This window comes from Sphingobacterium paramultivorum, assembly GCF_014109745.1.
Lineage (GTDB): Bacteria > Bacteroidota > Bacteroidia > Sphingobacteriales > Sphingobacteriaceae > Sphingobacterium > Sphingobacterium paramultivorum.
This window is the reverse complement of sequence record NZ_CP058555.1, coordinates 2,141,780-2,164,954: the sequence shown is the minus strand read 5'-3', so window position 1 is coordinate 2,164,954 and position 23,175 is coordinate 2,141,780. Positions and strand designations below refer to the sequence as shown.

At 44.5% G+C, this 23,175-nt stretch carries 16 protein-coding genes; 9 read left to right on the top strand and 7 right to left on the bottom strand.

Features of this window, described 5'->3' with window-relative positions:
- The first annotated feature begins 666 nt into the window (after nucleotides 1-666).
- The 4 genes from HS960_RS09435 to HS960_RS09420 are packed head-to-tail and all read left to right on the top strand — an operon-like array spanning nucleotide 667 to nucleotide 9,666.
- On the top strand, nucleotides 667-3,873 hold the full coding sequence (locus HS960_RS09435) for a SusC/RagA family TonB-linked outer membrane protein (protein ID WP_182332306.1): 3,207 nt from the start codon (nucleotides 667-669) through the stop codon (nucleotides 3,871-3,873).
- A 12-nt stretch (nucleotides 3,874-3,885) separates the two neighbouring features.
- The gene (locus HS960_RS09430) at nucleotides 3,886-5,337 is read left to right on the top strand and encodes a RagB/SusD family nutrient uptake outer membrane protein (protein WP_182332304.1); all 1,452 of its coding nucleotides are present in this window, start codon (nucleotides 3,886-3,888) and stop codon (nucleotides 5,335-5,337) included.
- Nucleotides 5,338-5,348: 11 nt separating this feature from the next.
- Complete coding sequence (locus tag HS960_RS09425) at nucleotides 5,349-7,502, top strand: M14 family zinc carboxypeptidase (protein ID WP_182332302.1); 2,154 nt, start codon at nucleotides 5,349-5,351, stop codon at nucleotides 7,500-7,502.
- Nucleotides 7,492-9,666 (top strand): S9 family peptidase, encoded by a 2,175-nt coding sequence (locus tag HS960_RS09420; protein ID WP_182332300.1) that lies wholly within the window; start codon nucleotides 7,492-7,494, stop codon nucleotides 9,664-9,666. The genes HS960_RS09425 and HS960_RS09420 overlap by 11 nt, the downstream gene beginning before the upstream one ends.
- Before the next feature lie 122 nt (nucleotides 9,667-9,788).
- On the opposite strand, the gene HS960_RS09415 is transcribed toward HS960_RS09420, so the two are convergent.
- Nucleotides 9,789-10,580, bottom strand: coding sequence for an alpha/beta hydrolase (locus tag HS960_RS09415; RefSeq protein ID WP_182332299.1), 792 nt, complete (start codon nucleotides 10,578-10,580; stop codon nucleotides 9,789-9,791).
- A 108-nt stretch (nucleotides 10,581-10,688) separates the two neighbouring features.
- Here HS960_RS09415 and HS960_RS09410 point away from each other — a divergent pair, with 108 nt between their 5' ends.
- From HS960_RS09410 to HS960_RS09400, 3 genes are all read left to right on the top strand, one after another.
- Nucleotides 10,689-11,090: a winged helix-turn-helix transcriptional regulator gene (locus HS960_RS09410; protein ID WP_182332297.1), complete on the top strand. Its 402-nt coding sequence runs from the start codon at nucleotides 10,689-10,691 to the stop codon at nucleotides 11,088-11,090.
- Between the two features lie 156 nt (nucleotides 11,091-11,246).
- Nucleotides 11,247-13,448 (top strand): ATP-binding protein, encoded by a 2,202-nt coding sequence (locus tag HS960_RS09405; RefSeq protein ID WP_182332295.1) that lies wholly within the window; start codon nucleotides 11,247-11,249, stop codon nucleotides 13,446-13,448.
- A 169-nt stretch (nucleotides 13,449-13,617) separates the two neighbouring features.
- Complete coding sequence (locus HS960_RS09400) at nucleotides 13,618-13,980, top strand: response regulator transcription factor (RefSeq protein WP_182332293.1); 363 nt, start codon at nucleotides 13,618-13,620, stop codon at nucleotides 13,978-13,980.
- Nucleotides 13,981-14,073: 93 nt separating this feature from the next.
- Here HS960_RS09400 and HS960_RS09395 read toward each other — a convergent pair whose 3' ends face one another.
- The 3 genes from HS960_RS09395 to HS960_RS09385 all read right to left on the bottom strand — a co-directional run bounded on the left by HS960_RS09395 (nucleotide 14,074) and on the right by HS960_RS09385 (nucleotide 16,565).
- On the bottom strand, nucleotides 14,074-14,439 hold the full coding sequence (locus HS960_RS09395; protein ID WP_182332291.1) for a response regulator: 366 nt from the start codon (nucleotides 14,437-14,439) through the stop codon (nucleotides 14,074-14,076).
- A 5-nt stretch (nucleotides 14,440-14,444) separates the two neighbouring features.
- The gene (locus HS960_RS09390) at nucleotides 14,445-15,995 is read right to left on the bottom strand and encodes a PAS domain-containing sensor histidine kinase (protein WP_182332289.1); all 1,551 of its coding nucleotides are present in this window, start codon (nucleotides 15,993-15,995) and stop codon (nucleotides 14,445-14,447) included.
- A 273-nt stretch (nucleotides 15,996-16,268) separates the two neighbouring features.
- The gene (locus tag HS960_RS09385) at nucleotides 16,269-16,565 is read right to left on the bottom strand and encodes a hypothetical protein (RefSeq protein ID WP_153847758.1); all 297 of its coding nucleotides are present in this window, start codon (nucleotides 16,563-16,565) and stop codon (nucleotides 16,269-16,271) included.
- Nucleotides 16,566-16,764: 199 nt separating this feature from the next.
- Between HS960_RS09385 and HS960_RS09380 the strand changes: the two genes are divergently transcribed.
- Both HS960_RS09380 and HS960_RS09375 read left to right on the top strand, forming a co-directional pair.
- Nucleotides 16,765-17,229, top strand: a complete 465-nt coding sequence (locus HS960_RS09380; protein ID WP_153847757.1) for a DinB family protein — start codon at nucleotides 16,765-16,767, stop codon at nucleotides 17,227-17,229.
- 159 nt (nucleotides 17,230-17,388) lie between these two features.
- Entirely contained in the window at nucleotides 17,389-17,985 is a 597-nt protein-coding gene (locus HS960_RS09375) for a methyltransferase domain-containing protein (RefSeq protein ID WP_153847756.1), read from the top strand.
- 42 nt (nucleotides 17,986-18,027) lie between these two features.
- Here HS960_RS09375 and HS960_RS09370 read toward each other — a convergent pair whose 3' ends face one another.
- Genes HS960_RS09370 through HS960_RS09360 form a run of 3 tightly spaced genes read right to left on the bottom strand, consistent with a single transcriptional unit; the run spans nucleotide 18,028 to nucleotide 23,062 of the window.
- Nucleotides 18,028-18,822, bottom strand: a complete 795-nt coding sequence (locus HS960_RS09370) for a hypothetical protein (RefSeq protein ID WP_182332287.1) — start codon at nucleotides 18,820-18,822, stop codon at nucleotides 18,028-18,030.
- Nucleotides 18,823-18,825: 3 nt separating this feature from the next.
- Nucleotides 18,826-19,629 (bottom strand): hypothetical protein, encoded by an 804-nt coding sequence (locus HS960_RS09365; RefSeq protein ID WP_153847754.1) that lies wholly within the window; start codon nucleotides 19,627-19,629, stop codon nucleotides 18,826-18,828.
- A 10-nt stretch (nucleotides 19,630-19,639) separates the two neighbouring features.
- Nucleotides 19,640-23,062 (bottom strand): TonB-dependent receptor, encoded by a 3,423-nt coding sequence (locus HS960_RS09360; protein ID WP_182332285.1) that lies wholly within the window; start codon nucleotides 23,060-23,062, stop codon nucleotides 19,640-19,642.
- Nucleotides 23,063-23,175 lie beyond the last annotated feature (113 nt).

The window sequence follows — 23,175 nt, the reverse complement described above, 5'->3', positions numbered from 1 at the left end:
TAAAAAAACGAAAGCTTTTCAGCTAGCGGGGCATCATGCCATGCACATTCGTTCTTTCTTGAAAAAGAAGGTTTTCAATAGGGGACTGTTTTGGGGAGAGATCGCTTGTCTAAAATAATACTTGCTCATAGAAATTTAAATTGTTAAAACTACATTTAAAAAAAACGTTACCAACGCCAATTGAGAAACGTTGAGCAAATATAAAAAATAGAAAGCAATAAAGTCTACCGTTTTTGTAGATTTTTTTTTATTTCATTGTATATGGACCGTTTCAAAGCAAAAAAAAGTTTTCAATAACTGCGACAGCGGTATTGTGGAAGGGTCTAAAAAATAGGGTAGGAACCGAAAAAGCTGATTTAGCAATAAATATTTAAAAAAAAACTACTAAACTGGTATACATTATTTGTTTTAATGCTTACATTTGTTTAACCGTATTTCAATTGGCGTTGGCTACGAGTTAATCACTATTAAAACAACTAAAAAATGAAACAACATTATCTAAACCACCTTTTCAAAGTAAGTATTTTATCTTTTCCAAAAGCTGATCGGGCCTGCTCCGCGCCACGAATGTGTAGCTAATAATTTTCTCCAAATTACGCACCATCCTTTTGCTATAAACTTGTTTATGGCCAGCACATCTATTTTTTAAACTAAACGATTCTACCGATGAATAAGAGAAGAATATTGCACTATTCGGCCTATCTATTATTGGCAGGCCTGGCAGAAAAGCCTTTATTAACTTACGCACAGGAAACTCCAAAAACAATTATAAATGCATCTTTCCGAGGACAGGTGATTGATGCCGAAAGTGGCCAGCCCATTGAAGGTGCTACGGTTAAACTTTATGGTGTTACTCATGCTGTGACGACTGACAATAAGGGCAACTTTGCTTTTGTCACGGGACAAAAGCTTCCGGCACGCGTTGTCGTATCATCCGTCGGCTATAAGGAGCAGATTGCCCTTATCAATGAACAGGGGGACACCGTACGTTTGGTGCCTGAAGACCGCACGCTGGAAGAAGTCGTCGTCGTGGGTTATGGAACGCAAAAACGAAAAGACTTCACAGGTGCGGCAGCCACGATTTCGGCCGATGCGATCAAAGATATCCCGGTACAAAGTTTTGACCAGGCCCTGGCGGGTAAAGCCTCGGGGGTGAGCATATCTTTGCCCAATGGCTTGCTCAACAATCCGCCTGTCATCCGGGTGCGGGGCTTAAATTCGATATCCCTCAGTTCGTACCCTTTAATTGTCATCGATGGTATTCCCGTCAATACGGGTAATATTGGTTCTTCCAATGTGGCCAATAATCCGCTCGCAGATATCAATCCCTCAGATATCGAATCGATTGATGTCTTGAAAGATGCGGCTTCTACTTCAATTTATGGTTCAAGGGCAGCGGGCGGTGTACTGATCGTAACAACCAAAAAAGGTAAGCAGGGCCGTGCAAAAGTCACCTACGATGTCTGGGGTTCTGCGGTATCCGCGACACGTTTGCCTAAGCTGCTGAATTCCAGTCAGTATATCGATATCAAAAATGAAGCTGTCCTGAACAACAAGATCTTGTCGGGAAATGCCAGCAACGATAAGGTGGCAAGTGCGCTATTCTTTCCGCAGTATGATGCCAATGGTAAGTTGGTTGAAACCAACTGGCACGATCATGTCTATAACACCGGCTATAGCCACAACCATAGCCTTGCTGTAAGTGGTGCCAACGCCAATACACAGTATTATTTTTCGGGAAATTACTCGGATCAAGAAGGTTTTTTTGCAAAAAACAGTTTCGATCGCAAAGGCCTCCGCTTTAATATCGAGCATAAAGTGAACGATTGGTTCTCGCTGGGGAGTAACCTGACGTATAACAATACCTTCAACGATGCTAAAAATTCGGGTTCCTTGCCCAGCAGCCAGCTGCTGTTGATCGGCGGCGCTCGACTGGCGCTGGTATTGCCACCCAATGTCTCAGCATTTAAGGATGACGGGAGCTACAATTTAAGCAGCACAGGTTTGTTGGGACCTGGAGCCAACTTATTTACGAACACATTATACAATCCGGAAGCATTATTTGCCTACAGCAAATACACCACCGGTAACGATCATATTTTGGGGAACCTGCATGCTTCGCTCAATCTGTTGAAAAACTTAAAATTTACGACGACCTATGCGGTAGACCGTAACCTATCGACGACAAAGACGTATTTGAGCCCCAGCTTGGGTTCATCGGGCTACACAAATGGTGGCTCGGTTACCAATGTGAGCAGTCTGCGCAACAACTGGAATTTTACCAACAGCCTCAGTTATGATCAGGTGTTTGCCGAAAAACATGCGCTGACGCTCTTAGTCGGTTACGATATTCAAAAATACGACAACGATAGCTGGAATGCATCGCAAAACAATGCATCTGATCCGTTTTTTGAAAATTTCCAAGGCAATTGGACAACACTATCGGGAGCCGGCGGGAGTGTTACGGAACGCTTTTACCGCTCTACCTTTGTGCGTACAACATACAACTACAACAAGCGCTATTTCCTGACGGCCAATTTTAGAAGGGATGGTAATTCGGCTTTGGGAGCGAACAGCAAATATGGTGATTTTGGTGGCGTGTCCCTGGGCTGGTCTGTTTTTGAAGAAGGTTTCTATAAGAATAGTCGCTTGGCAAACCTCTTGGGCGATCTACGTTTCCGTGGCAGTTGGGGTAAAGTCGGCAATGGCAATCTATCGGCTTATGAATCGCTCAACTTGTATAGTTCCTCGCTCTATGGCACGGTGCCTACCTGGAGCATGTCGCAAGCGGGCGATCCCAATCTGGGCTGGGAGACTTCCGGACAGACCAATTTGGGCCTAAGCTTGGACCTGGCCCACAAGCGCTTGCATGTGGATGTCGATTACTTTAGAAACAATGTGAATGGACTTATTTTGGATGTACCGCAGTCGCCATCCAAGGGTATCCCCGGGAATAGTATCCTTAAAAATGTTGGCAGCATGTATAACCGCGGGATCGAATTTGCGATCAGTGGTGATGTTGTCAAAAAGAAAGATTTTACCTGGAATGCATCGCTTAATTTGACACATGTAAAAAATAAGGTTACAGCACTTTCTGATGGCAATGCTGATATTATCGGTTATACGCATACCACGACTGAAGCCAACAACATTACACGGGTGGGCTATGCTGTGGGCAGCTTATACGGTGCAGTAACCGATGGCGTAAATCCTGAAAATGGGCAGCGCATATTTATCAATAAAAGTGGCGAACGTGTACAATACAGTGCTGCGGTAGCTTCTGGTCAGAGCAATTGGACCTACCTGGATGGCCGCACGGCGAATCCGATTACAGTAGCCGACTACCAGGTCTTAGGGACGGCATTGCCAACTTATTATGGCGGCTTTAATAATGCATTCCGTTATAAAGCTTTTGATGCTGCGGTCAATTTCACCTTTGCAGGTGGCAACAAAGTCATGAATGGTACTCGAGGTACACTGCTGGATCAGCGGTTTTACAACAATTCAGTCGAAGTGCTCAATCGATGGACGAGCCCAGGGCAACAGACAGACATTCCACGCCTGGTCTACAACGATGTGATCTCAAACGGTTCTTCTGGGTTTTCCATCGACCAGAATGCCGAGAAAGCTGATTTCTTACGTTTGCAACAGCTCACCCTGGGCTACACCTTACGTGGTAACCTGTTTAATAAGATCGGTCTTTCCAGTATTCGCATCTATGGTCAGGCATCGAATCTTTTCTTGATCACGGGATATTCGGGTACGGATCCGGAGTCTTCCTCCAATGGAAATTCCAATACTTCCATCGGTGTGGAAAAGAACTCGATCGGACAGGGACGTACCTGGACAGCTGGTTTAAATGTATCATTTTAAAAATCTGAAAACATGAAAATTAATACAAAAAGAAATATCTACTTGATCAGCGCTTTATTCCTGGTGTCAACCCTGAATTCCTGCAAAAGGGATGACGGATTATTTCCTGTGCCGACGACCGCGATATCGGATAAAAATGTCTTCGACACACCTGCTCGCATTGAAGGTGTCGTAAATGGCATTTATAAAAGTTTAAAGGGCGCCAACTTGTATGGTGGGCGTTATCTTCTTTACCAGGATGTGCGGGGTGAGGATTTTATCAATGTCACGGCCAACAGCTACACAGCTTATGAAAGCTGGAATAATTCCTATAGTTCGGGATCCAATGATATCAACAACCTCTGGTCTGCGGCTTATACAACCATTAACGGCGCAAATATCCTGATTGCCGCGCTTAGTCCGGGCACTGATGTCATCAGTGCTGAACTTTCCAAAGCGTATGTTGCGGAAGCTAAGTTCTTGCGTGCGGTATCTTATTTTAGTTTGGTGACGGTATTTGCGCAACCCTACAACAAGGATCAGGGGGCATCGCCGGGCTTACCTTTACGCCTGCAGGCGGAAGTGGACGGAAACAATAACGATCTGGCGCGCAGCACCGTTGCTCAGGTGTACAAACAGATCTTGAGCGATCTTGATGAAGCTGAAAAAGACCTGCCGGAAAACTATGCAACCGCACTGCTCAATACGACGCGGGCGCATAAAAATAGCGCCCGGGCATTCAAAACCAGGGTGTACCTGACGATAAACAATTATGCCAAGGTACTGGAGGAAGCCAAAAAAATCGTCCCACAGCAAACTGCTCCATTTAAGGCGCAGCAAGGCGTCGCGCATGAGTTGCAGCCGGATATTACAACGATTTTTGGGGGTAGTTTTACCAGCACAGAATCCATTCTCAGTATGCCCGCGAGCACCACAGATGCGCTTTCGGGACAGTCTGCGATAGGATATATCTATCTTGTCAATAAAGAATATTATCTTAATCCAAATGGCATTTTAAACGACATGCAGTGGCGTCAGGCAGACAAAAGACGTAGCCTCCTGCAGGCCACTGGGGACAAACAGTACCTGAAAAAGTATGCTAAGGCTTCTCCTTACGTAGACTATATTCCGGTTATTCGCTATGCTGAGGTCTTGTTAAATTATGCAGAAGCTGCTGCGCAGGCCGAACAGCTAACGATTGCAGGCGCACTCTTAAAGGCTGTGCACCAACGGTCTGATGCGAGTTTTGAATTTCCTGTGGCCGCTCTGGTAAGCAAAACGGCCATCTTGGAAGCCATTGCCAAAGAACGACGAATAGAATTGCTAGGTGAGGGCTTGCGGGGGCACGATTTGCTTCGTCAATTGAAAGAGCTGCCCGCAAAAGGTGATGCGAATATACAGACACCTTCGGTTCCTACAACAGCACAGAACTATATTTTTCCGGCGCCTAACACCGAATTGGCGGCCAACAAACTTTTTAACTAAACTAGTCAAACATGATTAAGACAAGTAAACTCCTTATTCCTTTACTGCTGGCCAGTGTAGGATCTTTACAGGCACAGCAGCAGACCCTGTCGCTCAAAGGAACGGTCAAGAATGGCAATGCTACAGTTGTTTATCTGCAACGTTTTGAAAATAAAATATTTACAGTAATTGATTCTGCACAGGTGAAAAAGGGCGCCTTTGCTTTCCGAAAGCAACTTCCGCTGCCTGATCTGTACGGCATTTCTACAGAGCGGGATGGGGTTCCGAGCTATGTTTTCCTGGATGTAGGGGATATTAAGGTGACGATCGATGCGAAAGATGACAACAGACAGTTGGTATCCTTATCTGGGTCAAAAAGCCAGGAACTCTTTGATGAGTATCGGGCGCAGCGCAAGCCCGATATACGATCCTTCATCCAAAAATATCCGGATAATATCGTTTCAAGCTACCTGCTTTACAGGGAATGGTCCTATCGCCTGTCTCCGGAAGAACTGGAAGCGCATATCGCCCTGCTTTCCGGTTCTCAACAGCAATCACGTTATATACAGGATCTCCGAAAAATTATTGCCGTCGCACGGCAGGTCGCCATAGGCAAGAAAGCTCCGGCCATTGTCGCCAATGACCCTGATGGTAATCCGCAGGCGCTCTACGATCATTTGGGGAAATATACACTGATTGATTTTTGGGCTTCATGGTGTCCTCCTTGCCGAAAGGAGAATCCGAATATTGTGGCCAATTACCAAAAATATAAATCCCAGGGTTTTAAAATCTATGCCATTTCACTGGACAAGAAAAAAGAAGCTTGGCTCAAAGGTATTGCCGACGATCACCTGACCTGGCAGCATGTCTCTGAATTAAACTACTGGAATAGCGAAATTGCCGCTGCCTATGCTGTTCGTGCCATTCCGGCCAATTTTTTGGTGGATGATAAGGGGACAATCATTGCCAAGAATGTCCGTGGTGAAGAACTGGGGAAGGTGTTGGACAGTTTGTTTAATCAAGGGAAAACCGAGATCGGTGGACTGAAAAAGGATTTCAAAGGGCAGAATCCGATCAGTTATGAATCGACCCAATCCCAGGCGATCAGCCAACAGGAACGCGGCACTTTTACCGTGGATCAACGGGTCTTTTTTAGCAATGACTATGATGGTGCCCGGCTGAATGGACTCACAAAATCCAGTGAAGGCGTGTATCACTTGCAGGTCGTACCGGAACGCACGCCGATCAATCCTAGTCCCTGGTATGGTTTTCAGGTCTGGTCCGCCCGCGATACGACGATAAAAATCCAGCTTGATTATCCTTCCGGTGTACGTCATCGCTATGATCCGAAAGTGAGCACAGACGGGACGAACTGGAATAAGCTCAGCGGAGCTTCTTTTGACCTGCCGATCTCCAGTAAGAGAACATGGATCTCGGCACAGGCAAATATTCCTTCTAGCGCAGTGTACAGCTGGATTGAACAGGTAAGTCCTGCTGTTCAACTCGAAAAAAAGGAAGTGGGAAAAACGGCACTTGGCAAGCCAGTTAACGTATATGTGGCGGGCAATCCGCAAAGTAAAAAAACAATAGCAGTGTTGGGGAGACAGCATCCGCCCGAAATTACAGGGCATTATGCTTATGCCAGCTTTGTCGAATACCTCTTGGGAAACAGCGAAGATGCAAAGCGCTTTCGGGAGAAATATCGTATTTACCTGATCCCTATCGTTAATCCCGACGGAGTGGACCTAGGGCATTGGCGTACCAATGCGAACGGGGTTGATCTCAACCGTGACTGGGCCGAATTTAACCAGCCAGAGACAATAGCGTTACGTGATTACTTTAAGCAAGAAATCGAAAAGCAGGGCCGCGAGCTTTATTTTGCCATCGATTTTCATTCGACAGGAAGTGATATCTATTACACGGTAGATCCTGCTTTGCCCAGTCGTTTTCCGGGCTTTGTATCCAATTGGATAAGCACAGTCAAACAAGCTATTCCAGGGTATGAACCGCTGGTGAAGCCCCTGTATTTAGGCGGCCCGACCTTCACGGCGTATAGTTATTTGTATAAAACGTATCATGCCGAAGCATTGGTTTACGAAATTGGCGACAACACCGACGCTGATTTTATTCAGCGCAAAGCCCGTATTTCTGCACAAAAACTAATCGAAAAACTCAATGAAAGCTAGTCAATACAACCGCTGGAAGCACCCCCTAATTTGTCTACTGCTGCTGGGGAGTATTTCTCCAGCTTTTGCCGGGGCATCGGCTACGGACAGTTTGATCGTGGCGAGTGATCTGGTTCGGATAAAAAATATCGTTGACCTGCAGGTGAAACCGGACGGAAGTGAACTGGCTTATGCCGTGCGCGGCATTGTTGCCGATACGACCAAGCATGCCGGTTTTCGCTATGAAACGCTCTGGTATGTAAACAGGACGGCATCGACAGCGAAAGCTGATCCGCAGAAATTGGACCCGCAATTTACACAAATCTTCTATAGCCCTGATGGACGCCGATGGGCTGTTGGCAAGGGGAGTAACAAACGTTCGCAGCTTTTTTTATGGCCATCAGCGGGTCAAGAGCCGCAGCAGTTAACCACGCTCGAGCAGGGGCTGGGCACTGTACGATTCAGTCCAGACGGTACAAAGTTGCTTTTATCAAGTAGTTTGACGATTGGCGACCTGGTAAAAAGTAAAGATTTCAATCCTGCAGGCCAAGTGCCGCCATGGTCTTTGGAGAAACCTGCCGATAAGGGTAATGCATCCTTACTAGCCGAGCCTGCACAAGAAGATCGCGATGGTAGCCTACCCCAAATAATTGCCTACCTCAAACATGATGAAAAGCAGGATATCGCCAAGGTGACCAACAAATTGCAGTTTCAGACAGAAAATTCTACGACGGGCGAAATCCGCTTCACGCATTGGTACGTTTTGGATCTCGCCGCTAAAACACCGCCTGTCCCTTTAACCCGCGGCTTTCGAAGTCATACAGGAGCGGAATTTATTGGAAACAACAAGGTTCTTTTAAGCATAGAGACCGAAAATGGTCTTCATCCGGATCGTGTAGCATCTACTGACCTTGTTCTATTTGATCTGTCCAACAACAAAAGACAGGTAATTTTGGGGGATAGCATACATCGTTTTCAGGTGGCTGCGGTATCTGCATCGGGAAGATGGGTGGCCGTGAATCGAAACCGGCAAAATTCATTGACGGTAGGTGAATTGTTTATCTATGATACCCAGAACTGGAAAGGGAATAGCTTGGGCGTGGACCGTAGCCTGAGCAATGTACAGTTTGCGGCAGATGAAAAATCTGTCTACTTTATTGCCTCAGATAGAGGCGGGCGCACCCTGAATCGTGCGGATATAAAAAGCCGAACTATACAAACCTTGAGTTCGGTGGACGGGGGGATTGGCGATTATTGGGTAAATGGGCAGAAAGCGTTCTACACAAAAACCACCTTTGCAAACCCATCAGAACTGTACCGCGCAGACCCCAACTTTAAAGTGGGGACCGCCATTACGGCAATCAATTCAGCTTGGCTCTCGGAAAAAAATATTGGTATTGCACAGAAAAGCAGTTTCCGAAATGAAAAGGGGCTGGAGGTCGACTATTGGCTCTTGAAGCCCGCAAATTACCAGGCGGACAAACGTTATCCGCTTCTGGTTGAGATCCATGGCGGGCCAGCTTCGATGTTCGGTCCTGCGGATGCCAGTATGTGGCACGAGTATCAGTACTTTCGCGCACGTGGCTATGCGGTGTTGTTTTCGAATCCACGCGGTTCGAGTGGTTATGGAGAAAGTTTTTTAAAAGCTAATTTTAAAGACTGGGGGCCAGGGCCATCACGTGATGTGCTTAAGGCCGTGGATCTGTCGCTCGCGACCGGTGTCGTCGACAGCACGCAGCTGTTTATCACCGGCGGATCTTATGGGGCATATCTAACCACTTGGATATTGGCGCATGAGTCTAGGTTCCGTGCTGCATCCAGTCAGCGAGGGGTGTACGATCTCTATGTCTTTTTTGGTAGTGCTAATGTGTGGCCCATGTTGAAACGCTATTTTGATGGATTTCCATGGGAAAAGGGGATGCGGGATATCCTTTTGGCGCAATCGCCTACCACTTATGCCGAGAAGATAAAAACACCATTACTCATTTTTCATGGGGAGCAGGACAATCGTACAGGTCCTGTGCAGAGTGATTTTCTGTACAAGCAGCTCAAATATTTGGGCCGCGATACGGAATACGTCCGACACCCGCACGCAGATCATGAGATCACGCGCTCTGGAGATGTCGGCCAACGCCTCGATCAGCTGTTGCGCACTTATGAATTCTTCGAGCGGTATAGGCACTGATCCTTATGCTTAACGATGATGATGGAGCATCCAACCTTTTATATTGAAGGCCAAAAGGCTTTCGCAGCGCTTGCTTAGTTTGATTGATTGCCAAGTCTATTTTCTTGGCAATCAATCAAAATTCAATCGACGAGCGCCATAAGCATATCGGCCAATTTTTTCGGTTCTGTGAGCATGGCATCATGCCCTGTAGCAATCTCTCGATAGTGCCAGTTGAGCTTGTGGTCGCTTCGCACCTTCTCACTCATCTCCTTCATAATGGGCAGTTGCGGATTCGTGCATGCGATATAGACTAAGGGTAATCCATTTCCATAGGGATTTTTTAGGTGCAGCTGTTGCGCGAATGTGCCAAAGGGCTGGGGGCTGAGCCTATCCTTGACCCAAGAGACCATGCTAGGCGCTGTAACACCAAACAAAGCAACATCAAAAGGAGCGAAATTTTCTTTCCGCTGAATGTTTTTGAGCTGAACTTCTTGCACAGTCTTGGGTTGCAACGAAATGGGGCTCTGTCCATCTTCAATAATCATAGCGTCGAGAAAAATCAATTTGTGCAATCGTGACGGAATGCGATCGGCCACTCCGGCAATCACAGCACCGGCATAGCTGTGCCCCACGAGATACACATCATGCAAATCTTCCATCTCGATCAGGTTGACAATGTCCTGGATATGGGTGTCAATATCGACCGACGGATCGATCAGATGTTTGCGCTCGCCAAGTCCTGTCAGCGTAGGGGCGTAGACCTTGTTGTGTGCATCAGTTAGCCTCTGTGCGACGGCCTGCCAGCACCAGCCGCCATGCCAGGCGCCATGCACTAGCACATAGGTCGGACGGCGCTCTTGGTTTTGAGCGTAACCGGATAACATACCGCCTAATAGCAGGAGTAGCAGAAATAAAGTTCTCAGTTGTTTCATTTTTTTATAATTTTATACTGTTTTTTAATACCTGACAAAGGTATAGGCAAGCTTTTGTTGGTACAATAACTCATCCTGAAGTGAGTGGCTAGAAATTGATGATTTAAAATGGCAACACCCCGAAAAGAACAATCGACCAACACGGAAAATCTGCAAACTTTGGCACAGGCATGCGATGTGAATGAAGTATTGCTGCAAATATCATTGCGTTGGAAAATGCAGATTTTATATTGTATTGCAGAGGACGTATCGCAATTCAGTACGTTAAAAAAAATGTTTCCAACACTTTCCGATCAGGTACTGAGCAAACGTTTAAAGGAGCTGAAAGAAGAAGCGCTTGTCGTTACCGAAGATATTGAAAATACAATACCGCCTCAGATTCGCTATATCCCAACAGAAAAAGGTAGGGAACTGTTGAAGATTATCCTTGACCTGCATCACTGGGGGCTAAAGTGGAAAATCACAGGCAATGACTATTGCCAGCTGAATATGGTAAGCGGAACGCGCTAAGGAAATATACAGTTCGTTTTTACTCAGATTTCAAAGTGAAAGACGCAAGTTTCGATAGGTCAGATTATTTTAGTAAATTAGTAACCATATGATAGCGTTGATGGAGGACAGGACTGTTGATTTTACCATATTTTTATTTAATATATCAGTAGCTTTATGCGTGAAATCAATTGTCATGAGGAAAAAATTCACCTGTGTGGAAATATACAGTCTTTTGGGTATTTATTTATCTTCGAAGACGATAAGTGTATCGGGGTAAGCGAAAACTGTGCAGCTATTGCAGGTGAAGAATACTCCGCAATGCTTGGCATGACTGTAGATGATGTTCTTCATCGGATAGTTCCTTCATTTGAACTTCGTGGAGAGAACATTAACCAAGCTGTTTCCGACAGCATGTTTGCCAGGTATGCCGATCGGGTGACTATCCTTCAAAACGATTATTTTTTAAGTCTCTATAAGTATGATGGCAAAATTTATCTTGAAATAGAGGCCTGCAATCCTCTCGCTGTCAAAACGACCAAATTATATTATTATGCGAAGCATTTAGATGACCGAAGCAGCGGCAACTCTTGCTGGCAGGCATTGACTGAATTGATTAAGGACATTATTCACTATGATCGAGTGATGGTGTATCGCTTTTTGGAAGATAATAGTGGACAAGTTATTGCAGAGAGCAAGAGTGCTGATCTGGAATCGTTGATGAATTACCGTTATCCGGAATTCGATATTCCGGCACAGGCGCGCGAGCTTTACCGTATTTTTCATGCCCGCCATACGGCGGATGTTAGTGCGGAAGCGATTCCGCTGATGGGGCGGAGTGCCGATGATCTCGATCTTACACGCTGCAGCCTTCGGGCGCTTTCACCCATGCATTTAGAATACCTTAAAAATGCAGGCGTAAAGGCGAGTGCAAGTTTTAGCATTATCGTGGACGATGAGCTCTGGGGGCTTGTAGCCTGTCAGAATCGGGAGCCAATGCATGTAGATCTTTCACAGCGCCATCTATGTACCTTTCTTACACAATACGCTGTAAACAATTATCTGGCAGATTTTCAGAAGAAACAGGTAAAAGTTCAGAAAAATCTATCGCAGCTGAAGCATGATCTAAAAAGTGATTTGTTGGTCAAGCGCGACTTGTATGACGTGTTGGAAAAGTATGCCGTGCGTATTATGGAGGTAATGAATGGGCAGGGGCTAATTATTAAACGTGATCGCGCGATCATGATGGTGGGTGAGGTGCCTGATAAAAAAATGCTCCGAGAAATTGATAAAAAAATAGCTACTGCAGAGTTTTTTGCGACAGATAGATTTAAGTGCGATGGTCCTTCCGAAGATGTTGAAATGTATCCCGGTGTGCTACGCATCAGTATTCTGCCAGCAAATAACTGGTACTTATATGTTTTTAGGAAAGAACGCCTGATCGAAGAGACCTGGGCAGGGAAGCCGGAAAAAGTGATGCAGGTTGACGAAGATAGAAAGATTACCTTTCCTTCGCCACGTTCTTCTTTCGAGGCATGGAAAAAAATTACAAAAGGCAAAGCCGAAAAATGGCAATCTTCTGAACTCGCTTTTATTGAAAATATTACACAGATTATTCAGCAAGCGGTAGCACAGCGTGGGGGAGAGATTGATGAATTGAACAAGAAACTGGTACGCTCTAATAATGCGCTTGATACGTTTGGCTATACGCTGACCCATGATCTTAAAAATCCGCTGACGACAATACAGCTCACTGCACAAATGTTGCTCCACAAAAAAGACATCTCTGGCGAACTGCTTGCAAAGTCAATGAAAAATATCTTGGAGGGGACGCAGCTGATGCGGGATATGATGGATAAAGTCTACCAAATGTCAAAGGTAAATCATGTAGACTTTGTGTTCGAACCAATTAATCCACAGTCCAAGATTGTCAATATCGTTGAAAATTGCAAACAGCAATACAAGGTCCCGCATTTAGAATTTATAATGGGCGAAACACTGCCTGTTTTGGGCGAGAGAACATTGATCTATCAATTATTTCTGAACCTTGTTGGCAATGCCATAAAATACAGCAGCAAGAGGCAAAACCCGCAAGTGTCCGTTAAGAGCATGCGGCAAGGAAATAAGGTTCGGTATGATATCAAGGATAATGGAATCGGAATTGATTTGAAGGATGGTGACAAAATTTTTGAAATCTTTAGCCGAATGTCCAATACAGAAGGCTTTGAGGGTTCGGGAGTTGGCCTTTCCATTGTTAAACAAATTGCGAGTAAGCTCAACGCAGCTATTCACGTAGAAAGCGAATTAGATGTCGGTACTTCATTTTCAGTCGTCTTCAAAGATGTACCAGAACCCGATCGTATGCATTTAGTATCTTAAAGAAAGGAGCGTAGACTTTTATCCAATAAATTGTCTATCTTGTAAAATCTCAAAGAAAGATTATATAAACGGTTTGGTAACCAACTATCTGCCCAGCTTAGGTCTATATTTTAAATCTCCCACAAGACCATATTTTTCAATCATTGCAGTGTTTTTAAACAATCAAAAAATGAAAAAGAAAATTGTTGTTTGTGATGATGATGCCGCCATCCTTAACGTTTTGGAGCTGGCTCTAAAGAATGAATTTAGTGAAGTTTATTTAGTGTCAAAAAGCAGAGAACTTATCGCATCTGTCGAAGAAATTGACCCTGATATTATACTATTGGATATTGAAATGCCATGGTTGTCAGGAGACGATATCCTTCTGGAACTCCGAAGTTCGGAAAAACATCAAAATATTCCGGTGATTATGATGTCTGCAAGTTCACGTGGAAAGCAGATTGCATCTGAATGCGGAGCTGACGCTTTTTTGGCTAAACCATTTGAACTGGACGATCTATTACTTCTCGTGGATAAATTGGGCCAAGCGTAAGCGTTTGTCTAAGGATGATCACATCAGCTGTATAAAAGCACTTTTTCTTTAAAAAGTGCTTTTATGTGTGCCTAGTGAGCGTGTACTTGCCGACTAGTTTTTCAGTATGCTATTAATTTTATCTGTGATATCGGTTAAATCAAAGGGTTTGGCGATAAAGCCATTTGCGCCTAAGTTCCCTGCTATTTCAGGCCCATCGACGCTTGCTGATAGGACAATGATAGGAATTTCTTTAATTTCGGGTGTACTGCGGATAATTTTAATCAGCTGGTCACCAGAAATTATGGGCATCCAGAGGTCTAGCAGCAAGAGGTCCGGCTTATGCGAAATTAATTGCTTTGTCAGGTGTGTGCTATTTATTTCGCATATGACATTATATCCTTCTAGTTCTAAAAATAGCTCCAGCATTTCGAGTATCCCTCGGTCGTCATCACAGATCATTATCTTTTTAGGCTGCATATTTTTTATTTGTTGATTACAATGGGTAACGTAAAATTAAATGTGGATCCTTCTCCTGGCTCGCTTTCGACCCACAGTGTTCCTTTGTGGTGTAAGATAATCTCATGCGAAACATAGAGCCCAATGCCTAAACCCGGAAACTTTTTCTGTATATGGCTGACGCGAAAAAATCGTTCGAAAATTTTTAGTCTATCCTGATAGTTTATGCCCATACCATAATCACGGACGGAGATTTTAACAAAGTTGGCTACCCTGTGGATACTAACTTCAACTTTTTTCGACTCGGGTGAATATTTAATAGCATTCGATAGCAGATTGTTCAGCACTTGGATAATCTGTAACTCGTCGCCCTCGACGATACTACCTGTATTTCCTGTAAGGTGGATGTCAGAATCTGGTGCCGCCAATCGCATGCTTTCAACGGCATCTTGAATGGTCTTATCGATCTCAAAAGGGTCCATGTGCAATTCAAGATTGCCAGATTGAATCTTAGACGTATCTAAGAGTTTTGAAATCAACAGATTCAAGCGATCGATATAAGCTGTGATTTTATCTAAAGTTGAGACATATTTCGGATCGATGTTTTCGGCACTCAATCGCTGCAAGATCTGGAAGAGACCTTTGATTGTTGTGAGCGGAGTCTTAAGTTCGTGGCTCGCAATGGACAGGAAATCATCTTTACGCCGATCCTGCTCCTTCTTTTCTGTAATATCTTCAATGGCGATCAGGATCCGGTCTTTGTACTGGCCCTCGAATTCAATACGATAAGCATTTAGCAGCATGACTTTTCGACCAATATGAGGAAAGATATGATCTACCTCATAATCGATAACCGGGTTATTGGTGGGCAGTATCCGAGTGAGCATCTCTTTTAAAGAAGAAATATCCCACTGCTGATTACCGAGGTCAAATAATAAATTTCCTACCGTTTCTTCTGTGGTGACTTTAAACGAGTTTAAAAAATGTCTATTGGCGCTCAGGACGATGTAATTGGAATCTAGCACCAAGAGACTTTCTCGTACTGTTTCAATTATACTGGACAGAAAACTTTCTTTATCTTGCAGTTCTTTGGTTCTTTGCTGTATTTTGAGCTCCACATGGGACTTCTCTTCCCGAAGATCATGCTCCGCTTTTTTTCGATCACTGATGTCATTTTGAACACCAATAAAATGAGTTACCTGACCTTCATCATTCTTCACTGGTGAAATAAAAAGTTCGTTCCAAAAAAGCGTTCCATCCTTACGATAATTTCGAATTTCAATCTTACATTCTTCGCCGCGCTCAATAGATTCTTTGATCATACTACGTTCGGCTTGCGAACGGTCCTGAGCCTGTAAAAATCGGCAGTTGTGGCCAATAATTTCGTCATGGGCATAACCACTGATGGTTTCGAAAGCTTTATTGCAATAAATGATGGGATTATCATACTGCAGATTGTCTGTAATTATAATACCCGAATAGGCAGAATTCAATGCTTTTAGATAAAGATCTAGATCATTGTTCTTGTTTTCAATACGTTGCTTTGAATTGTCGATGCCGGAAGCATTTTTTCTCATATATTTTAAACTCCCATATTAATTAAGGTGTCCCCAAAATAATCTATAATTCTGAGATTGAAGCGAATTTTGGAATGTCTAAATTAAAAACCCGTATAAATCCCTGCTGAGGAAATAATCAGTGCAAAAGATAGCAGGGCGCGTATTTTTGATCTGACTGAACCACAGAGAACAGTGCATAGTTTACTATCGCTTTCCAGCGCAGTATGCTATCCTTAGGCACTTTTTCAACTGTAGAGATCGCCAACTTGCAACTGTTTTCGTATCACTACCTTATTGATGTCTATTGCCTTTATGGTAATACGAAATGTGTTTGTTGATTCCTTGCGCCGCATCATTTCTGTCGGGCGATATCCTGACGGGGGCATATTGCAATGATACAATATCCATGCTGTCGATTTCGGGCATTTTAAGCGGGCGGTACCAAGAAGGTGGGTTCGTTAGATTGCCCGTCTCTTTGCGATCTGTTTTTTCTGTTGATTCCTGTACAGAACGCTGTTTCCAGCGTCTGTAAACGAGCAGTGCTGCTCCGGCAACTGCTGTGATAACGAGTCCGATTTGTGCTTTCATACGTTCTTCTTTAAGAATTGAACCATTTCCTTTTAAAATGAACAATACTCAAATCAAAAAGTTCAACAAAAAAAGAATCAGCAACTTCTGGTCCCCTCGGGGGAAATTTGTGTATAGCATCCGATTGCCGTAAATAAGCTTTGACAGTTTTAAAGATTCAGCTTATTTTTGTGTACAAAACACAGACAGTTAATAAGACATGGAATCACTCTTTCGCGCATGGAAAACGAGCCGGATGGCTTACCTCAAGTTCTTTGAAAACTATTCTTTGGAACAGCTCAATCGCATTCCTGATGGCTTCAGTAACAACTTGATCTGGAATATCGGCCATATCATTGCCACACAGCATAAATTAATTTATATCGGATCTGAGGTAAAGGGACATATCCCTGATGAAATCTTCAATAGCTACCAGTCCGGGACAAGGCCTTCAGCAGCGGTATCGCAGCAGGAAGCAGATCTGCTGAAAAGATTGCTCCTCGATCAGATTGAACCGACCATCCGTGATTTTAACAACAAAAAGTTTGTGACCTATCAGGAACGCACAACAGGAACGGGCTTCCATCTCACTTCCATTTACGATGCTTTCGAATGGAATAACTTTCATGAAGGTCTGCATTTGGGTTATATGATGAGCATTAGAAAGTTTATCTCGTTGGATTAATGCTCAACTCTTTTGCCTTTCTATTTTTAAACCCTTACCTTAGCGCATTACTAGACCTTATTTTTGCCCCGCATATTGTTGTTCGGATGGCAATGATCTAGGGGTTTTATTTTCAATGGTTTGTACATGCAGTACGAAAGATTAAATAAGTGAAAACGAATGATTTTTAAAGCTCTTCGATCGAATATTGATGTTGATGACAGTTTATTTAATGATATATACCCGCCCAAAATAAAAAAATTGGCTGAACGTCACTGGACACCTGTTCATGTCGCAAAAATGGCCGCAGAGTACCTGGTTGAATCTCCGATGGACAAAGTGCTGGATATTGGTGCCGGAGCAGGAAAATTCTGTCTTGTAGGAGCTTCGTGTACCAATGGAATGTTTTATGGTGTGGAACAGCGCGAATCACTGGTGAAGCTTTCCAATGGATTGGCCGAGAAACATCAGGTGCAGAATGTAGCGTTTATTCATGCCAATATTGACGAGATCTGTTTTTCCGACTATGACGCGTTCTATTTCTATAACTCCTTTTATGAAAATATAGATACATCAAGTCCAATTGATTATTCGATACTGCCTGATCCAGAACTTTATCATGCGTATACCGAGTGTCTGAGGAATCGGCTTGCGCTATTGCCTATTGGTACCCGTGTGGTTTCCTATTGGAGCGGTTGGGAAGAGATTCCCTGTAATTTTGATCTGGAGTATACGGCATGCGACGGTTTTCTCAATTTTTGGCGGAAATTGGGTTAAGGGAAAGGAAGCAGGACAACCCTGCTTCCTTTTTTTACGACCCTAATCCAAATAGAAGAAAAGTCTGCTGAATGTTTGATTCGGTACTTTTGGTGCAATAAAATAGGGTTGAACCTTTCCTTTATCGTTCAATTTCGGTAAAAAGAAACCTTCAGCACCCAGTTTACTTTTTGTTTCATCGCTATCAAAAGCCCATTCACTGTCCGTATTGGCCTTGGTAAAATTAACCGTAGCGCTCCGCAGATCGGCGCTTTTGTCAAAATCCTTGAGTGGTAGATAGTCGACATACACCCATCTTCCGGGAAGCACATTTTTTGCGATATACTCCTTACGGACATCACCCGTAGTTGCATTGATCTTCTGCAATGAAATATCAATGGGGAAATCAATACTTTTATCATAAATATAAAAGCCCAGTTTATTGACATTGGGGTCAGCAGCGGGTGGGTTCACTTCCTGCACCTTTCCATCAAAATAAACGTAGTTAAAATTGACTCTGATGGTGTTTTCAGGCAATTCGGCACTGTAAACCACTTTCTTGGTCTCGGTATCGGTCAAAGTAACCAATCTCTTTTTGGGTATTTTGTAGCTAAACGCCGTTGCAAAATGGATATTGCTCTGGGGCTGGATGATAAAAGCACCATTTTTATGATCAAATACGGTGGTATCAATCGCGACCTGCAAAGGATGGTCACCACCATTATAGCCATTGATCAGAATATGCATCGCGCGTTCTACCTCAATATCGTCCTTATTGCAGGCACTGAAAAGGAAGGGAAAGCCGATCAGCAGCAGCGCAGTGGCTAGGGAATATAGCTTCGTTGACAAATTTTTCATAAATTATAATTCTAAAACCTTATTAAACCGCATCATATTATTAATGGGCGCTTCATTGATGATAAACAACTTGGAAATGGCTTTTGTGGGTGAAGGGACAGGAGCACCAGAGGTAAGCTGGCTAAATTCAAAGGAAGATCCTTCGGTATAGGGAATATCGGTCCCAGCTTTATAGATATAGGCCCGAAATAGCACCGAGGTCTTTTCGCCCTTGTAATCCTGGATGCCTAAGGGGAAGGGATCAAATACGATCGGTTGGGAGAAGGTGTTGGGTTTTAGATTTTTGATCCGTATGACCTCTTCAAACACTTTGGGGGTGAAATAGTATTTTCCAAATACAATATCCACAGGTTCCCGGTAATTTAATACATTGGACTGGAGCATATAGATCAACTGTACTTTGCCCTCCACAGGTGCCGGTACTTTTGGAAAATCGGCTACTTTTCCGTCCATGTAAATAACATTGAGATCAGTCACGGCCGCCGTATCGTTGGCTTTGATTTCCCTTTCCAGCAGAATTTTATCGGTCGCTTTGGACTTCATGGTAAATTTTAAACGCTGCTTGGCGGGGTCATTGAAATTATAGTTGGCACCGAACGAGATACGGCTAAAGGCTGGTGTTACCGTAGCGCTAAAGGTATCCAGTTGCAAAATAAGTTCCTCATTGCTGTTATTATAACCACTTAAATTGATCATATGCACATTGGAATGATAGAGCAGTTCGTCGCCACCTTTATCGCACGAAAGGAAGGTGGATAGCAGAAAAAAGGAGATCGCCGTGGCTGTTAAGATTATTTTTGTTTTCATAACGGTTGATTTAAAAGGTATATCCGACGGAAAGGCTAAAGGAACTGCCCACTTTCCGGTTAAAAGTTTCTTTGTCGCCTATGCGCATCTTTTTGGTTCCGTCTTCGGAGGTCTCGTAATAACCTTCCTCATATTTTTGGGAAAAACCAAACTTCCATTCGTAGATCTCGTTCCATTCCTGCGTTGGCCATTCGGAGTTCGACAGGCCTTTCCAGCGATCCTGTACTTTGAACGTTTCGGGTCTGTTCACATAAAAGCGGAACGGACTGTTCAATAGGTTGCTCAGGTTCAGTTTAAGATCCAGGTTTTTGTTTTTCAGCAATTTGTAGCTCAGCTGTGCGTCCAGCTGATTGCGCGGGCGCTCGTATTCGATCAAATCTTCGCTCATGGCTGTCATAAAGGTTTTATAACCCATGTGGTTAAACGCTATGTTGGCCCCTAAGCGGTCTCCGGCATACTGTAAGGCCGCATTATAGACAACGGGTATCTGTCCATAAAGCGGGCGCTTGTTTTTCAGGAATTGCTTTTCACGGTATTCAAAGGTATTTCCATATTTATCGGTACCCATGCCCTTTGCCATGAATTCAGCCGACTGCACTTCGGAGCTTTGAAGTGTCATGTTTCCGCTGAAATTGAAATCCTCCAGCAGGGAACCAGGAGCTATAAAGCCCAGGTTTTTGCGGATATCAAACTCCAGTCCCTTTACTTTGGCCCATTCCGAGTTATTGGTGGTCACGTAGATGCGGTGCGACGAATCCATCATCTGCCGGTACAATTCGATCGGGTTCTGAAAATATTTGTAGAAAAACCCAATTGAAATAACTTCCGCAATGGAAGGGTACCATTCGAAACGCATGTCATAGTGGTCAATTAAGGTCGAGAGCACGCCTTCATTCCGACGGTAAGCACCGCCCAATGCAGGGTCCTGACGCACCATCTTGGAGTTTTCAATCAACGCCGGACGGACTACGGACTGTGAATAGGCCATGCGGATATTGAAATCCTGTATGGGGGTCAAAGTCAGACTGGCCGATGGCAGGTAGCGCCAGGTTTTCTCCTCGGTTTCGGGATCTGCCGTCATGCCCACCAGTTTCCCTGTTTTGGGATCAACAAACCGTTGCTTGCGCATGGCAATGGTTCTGGCGTCCATCTGCAGGTCATTATCGCCGTTTTGCAGGCTTTTATATTTGAAGTATTCGGCACGTACGCCCCAGACCAGTCGGATCCACGAGTTGAAGCGGTTGTCGAGCATGCCATAAACCGCCTGATTTATATTTTTCCCTTCATAGGCACTAACAGAGAATGCCGCCGGATAATAAAACATGCCGTGTAAGGGATCTGTAAACTCAAGATATTTCGACCAGGTATTCACGGGGGTAAAATTATTGGCACCAACCGAAACGATGGGCAGTGAAACCCATTCGAATAAGCCATGCCGATCCATAAATTGGTATCCCGCCTTCAGGGTCTGCTTTTGACCGAGCCAATTCGTCTGGTAGCTCAATGCACCTTCAGCAATTTTGTTTGTCTCTGTATAATGGTATTCGGAGCGTGTAAATGTTCCGTCACCGGCATTGGCGTAGTGTGACGGGACCACATTATAAATGGTGTCATTTAGCAGGCCGATAGGAGCGAGCCAGGCTTCGGTTGCATCTTTCTCGCGGTTGTTCAGCTGGTTGCGGGCAATATTCCATTCGAACTTGAACCTGCCGAACCGATGCTCGCCATCCAGCTTATTCTGCAGCATGTCGATAAATTTGGGACGGTCATACTCCCGGATAGCTGGCCTCGAATCGTGGCCGATATCATTTCCCCAGCCTTCGATCACCGAAAACTGATTGTTGAACATCCGGGAATAGAAATTCCGCGAGGTTATCTTGTGGTTTTTGCTGTTCCAGCCCAGGTTGATCAAAGCGCCTAAGCTTGAATTAAAGTTATACTGTGTTGAGGTCGTCGGATGGATTTCTTTGCCGGTGCTGATATCGAAAGTTGCCCCGTCTGTTTTTTGCCAGCTGCCGCGTTCAAAATTGGAGATATGATCAATAGACTGCTCATTGCGGTAACTGAGCGAGCCTACAAATCCAAAGATACCTTTTGTGCTGGTATAACTCCGCCCCAGGCTGAACTGGTAGTTTTGTCCGGGTAGTGCCGTATATTTTCGGGTACCGAGGCGTTCCAGTCCGCCGATCCGTTTGTTCTGTGCAGCGATCATTTCCGGAGTGAAAGGCGTTACGCCTTCAGGCACGAGTTTATAGGGGTTGGCAGGGTCGTAATTGATTCCGTTGAAAACGGTCAAATCCCGTGGGAAATTGCCCCGCGTGCCATCGTCAAAGGCCAGGTAATCTAAGCCACCGCGGCCATAGCCCAGGAAATCTTTCCCAGTTGAGCCATTGATGTATTTGCTTCCCACCGAAAAGGAGGTGAAGTTTTTCACTGGAATGGCCAGGGTATTGATCTGTACCAGTCCACCGCCAAAACCAAAGCTCAGATCGGGCGACGAGGTTTTGTGGATAATGACATTGTCGATGAGGTTGCTGGGGACAATATCAAATTCGAAGTCCCGCACCTGCACGTCTGTACTGGGGAGGGTAGCACCATCCATCATGGCCAGGTTGTAACGCTCGGCAATACCGCGGATCACCACCCGCCGGTTGTCGTTGGTACTGACACCGGAGATGCGTTTCAGGGTCTCACCAACGTTTTTATCCGGTAAAACGGATATTTGTTCGCGGCTGATACCGTTGGAGATGGTGGCTTCATTTTTCTGTTTGGCATATAAGGAAGCCACACTTTCCTGTTTATAGCTTCCCGTCACCACCACCTGCTCCAGGCTTTTAACCACGCTCTTTAAAACGATGTTGAGATTGGTCTGCTTCCCGGACTGCACCACGATGTCGGTGATCCGTTTTGTCTGATGGGAAATGTAACTCACTTCGATGGTATAGGTTCCAGGGGCGAGGTTCAGGCTGTAACTGCCATCGGCTTTACTTTTTAACGATTGGCTACCTTGGAGCAGTGTAATGCTTGCATCAGCAAGGGCTTCACCATTTTCATTGATGATTCGTCCGCTGATATTTCCCTGTTGTTGGATGGTGCTGTTGCCCATGCTTCCGGATAGCGGAACCGGGATAGCGGCGATTTTTTTTGCCGAAACAATCACAGACTGGTCCTTTAGCACAAAGCTGAGCGGTTGGTTTTTGAAAATTTCTGCCAGTACAAGCCTGATGTCGGTATTGCTGGTTTCAATGGTAACGGGGCGGGCCATGCGCAGCAGGCTGCCTTCGACCAGAAATCCATAACCCGTCTGTGTACTTATTTTTTTGAATACTTTGGCCAGGGAGCTGTTCTTCTCGGAGAGACTGATGTTTTGTCCTATTGCTCCGAAGCTGATCTGTAGCATGCCAAAAAGTGTCATGAAGGTGCTTAGCTTCATTTTCAATAGTATTTTTGTATTTTTTTTATACATTTGTTAAGCTGAAATATGTGTTAATTGGATCGAGAAATTCATTTGCCTATTCCGGCTATTGGCCAGTAGTGTTGCGACCA

Coding starts and splice junctions, on each gene's coding strand:
- HS960_RS09435 (WP_182332306.1), top strand. CDS start 667: ATGAATAAGAGAAGAATATTGCACTATTCGGCCTATCTATTATTGGCA.
- HS960_RS09430 (WP_182332304.1), top strand. CDS start 3,886: ATGAAAATTAATACAAAAAGAAATATCTACTTGATCAGCGCTTTATTC.
- HS960_RS09425 (WP_182332302.1), top strand. CDS start 5,349: ATGATTAAGACAAGTAAACTCCTTATTCCTTTACTGCTGGCCAGTGTA.
- HS960_RS09420 (WP_182332300.1), top strand. CDS start 7,492: ATGAAAGCTAGTCAATACAACCGCTGGAAGCACCCCCTAATTTGTCTA.
- HS960_RS09415 (WP_182332299.1), bottom strand. CDS start 10,580: ATGAAACAACTGAGAACTTTATTTCTGCTACTCCTGCTATTAGGCGGT.
- HS960_RS09410 (WP_182332297.1), top strand. CDS start 10,689: ATGGCAACACCCCGAAAAGAACAATCGACCAACACGGAAAATCTGCAA.
- HS960_RS09405 (WP_182332295.1), top strand. CDS start 11,247: ATGCGTGAAATCAATTGTCATGAGGAAAAAATTCACCTGTGTGGAAAT.
- HS960_RS09400 (WP_182332293.1), top strand. CDS start 13,618: ATGAAAAAGAAAATTGTTGTTTGTGATGATGATGCCGCCATCCTTAAC.
- HS960_RS09395 (WP_182332291.1), bottom strand. CDS start 14,439: ATGCAGCCTAAAAAGATAATGATCTGTGATGACGACCGAGGGATACTC.
- HS960_RS09390 (WP_182332289.1), bottom strand. CDS start 15,995: ATGAGAAAAAATGCTTCCGGCATCGACAATTCAAAGCAACGTATTGAA.
- HS960_RS09385 (WP_153847758.1), bottom strand. CDS start 16,565: ATGAAAGCACAAATCGGACTCGTTATCACAGCAGTTGCCGGAGCAGCA.
- HS960_RS09380 (WP_153847757.1), top strand. CDS start 16,765: ATGGAATCACTCTTTCGCGCATGGAAAACGAGCCGGATGGCTTACCTC.
- HS960_RS09375 (WP_153847756.1), top strand. CDS start 17,389: ATGATTTTTAAAGCTCTTCGATCGAATATTGATGTTGATGACAGTTTA.
- HS960_RS09370 (WP_182332287.1), bottom strand. CDS start 18,822: ATGAAAAATTTGTCAACGAAGCTATATTCCCTAGCCACTGCGCTGCTG.
- HS960_RS09365 (WP_153847754.1), bottom strand. CDS start 19,629: ATGAAAACAAAAATAATCTTAACAGCCACGGCGATCTCCTTTTTTCTG.
- HS960_RS09360 (WP_182332285.1), bottom strand. CDS start 23,062: ATGAAGCTAAGCACCTTCATGACACTTTTTGGCATGCTACAGATCAGC.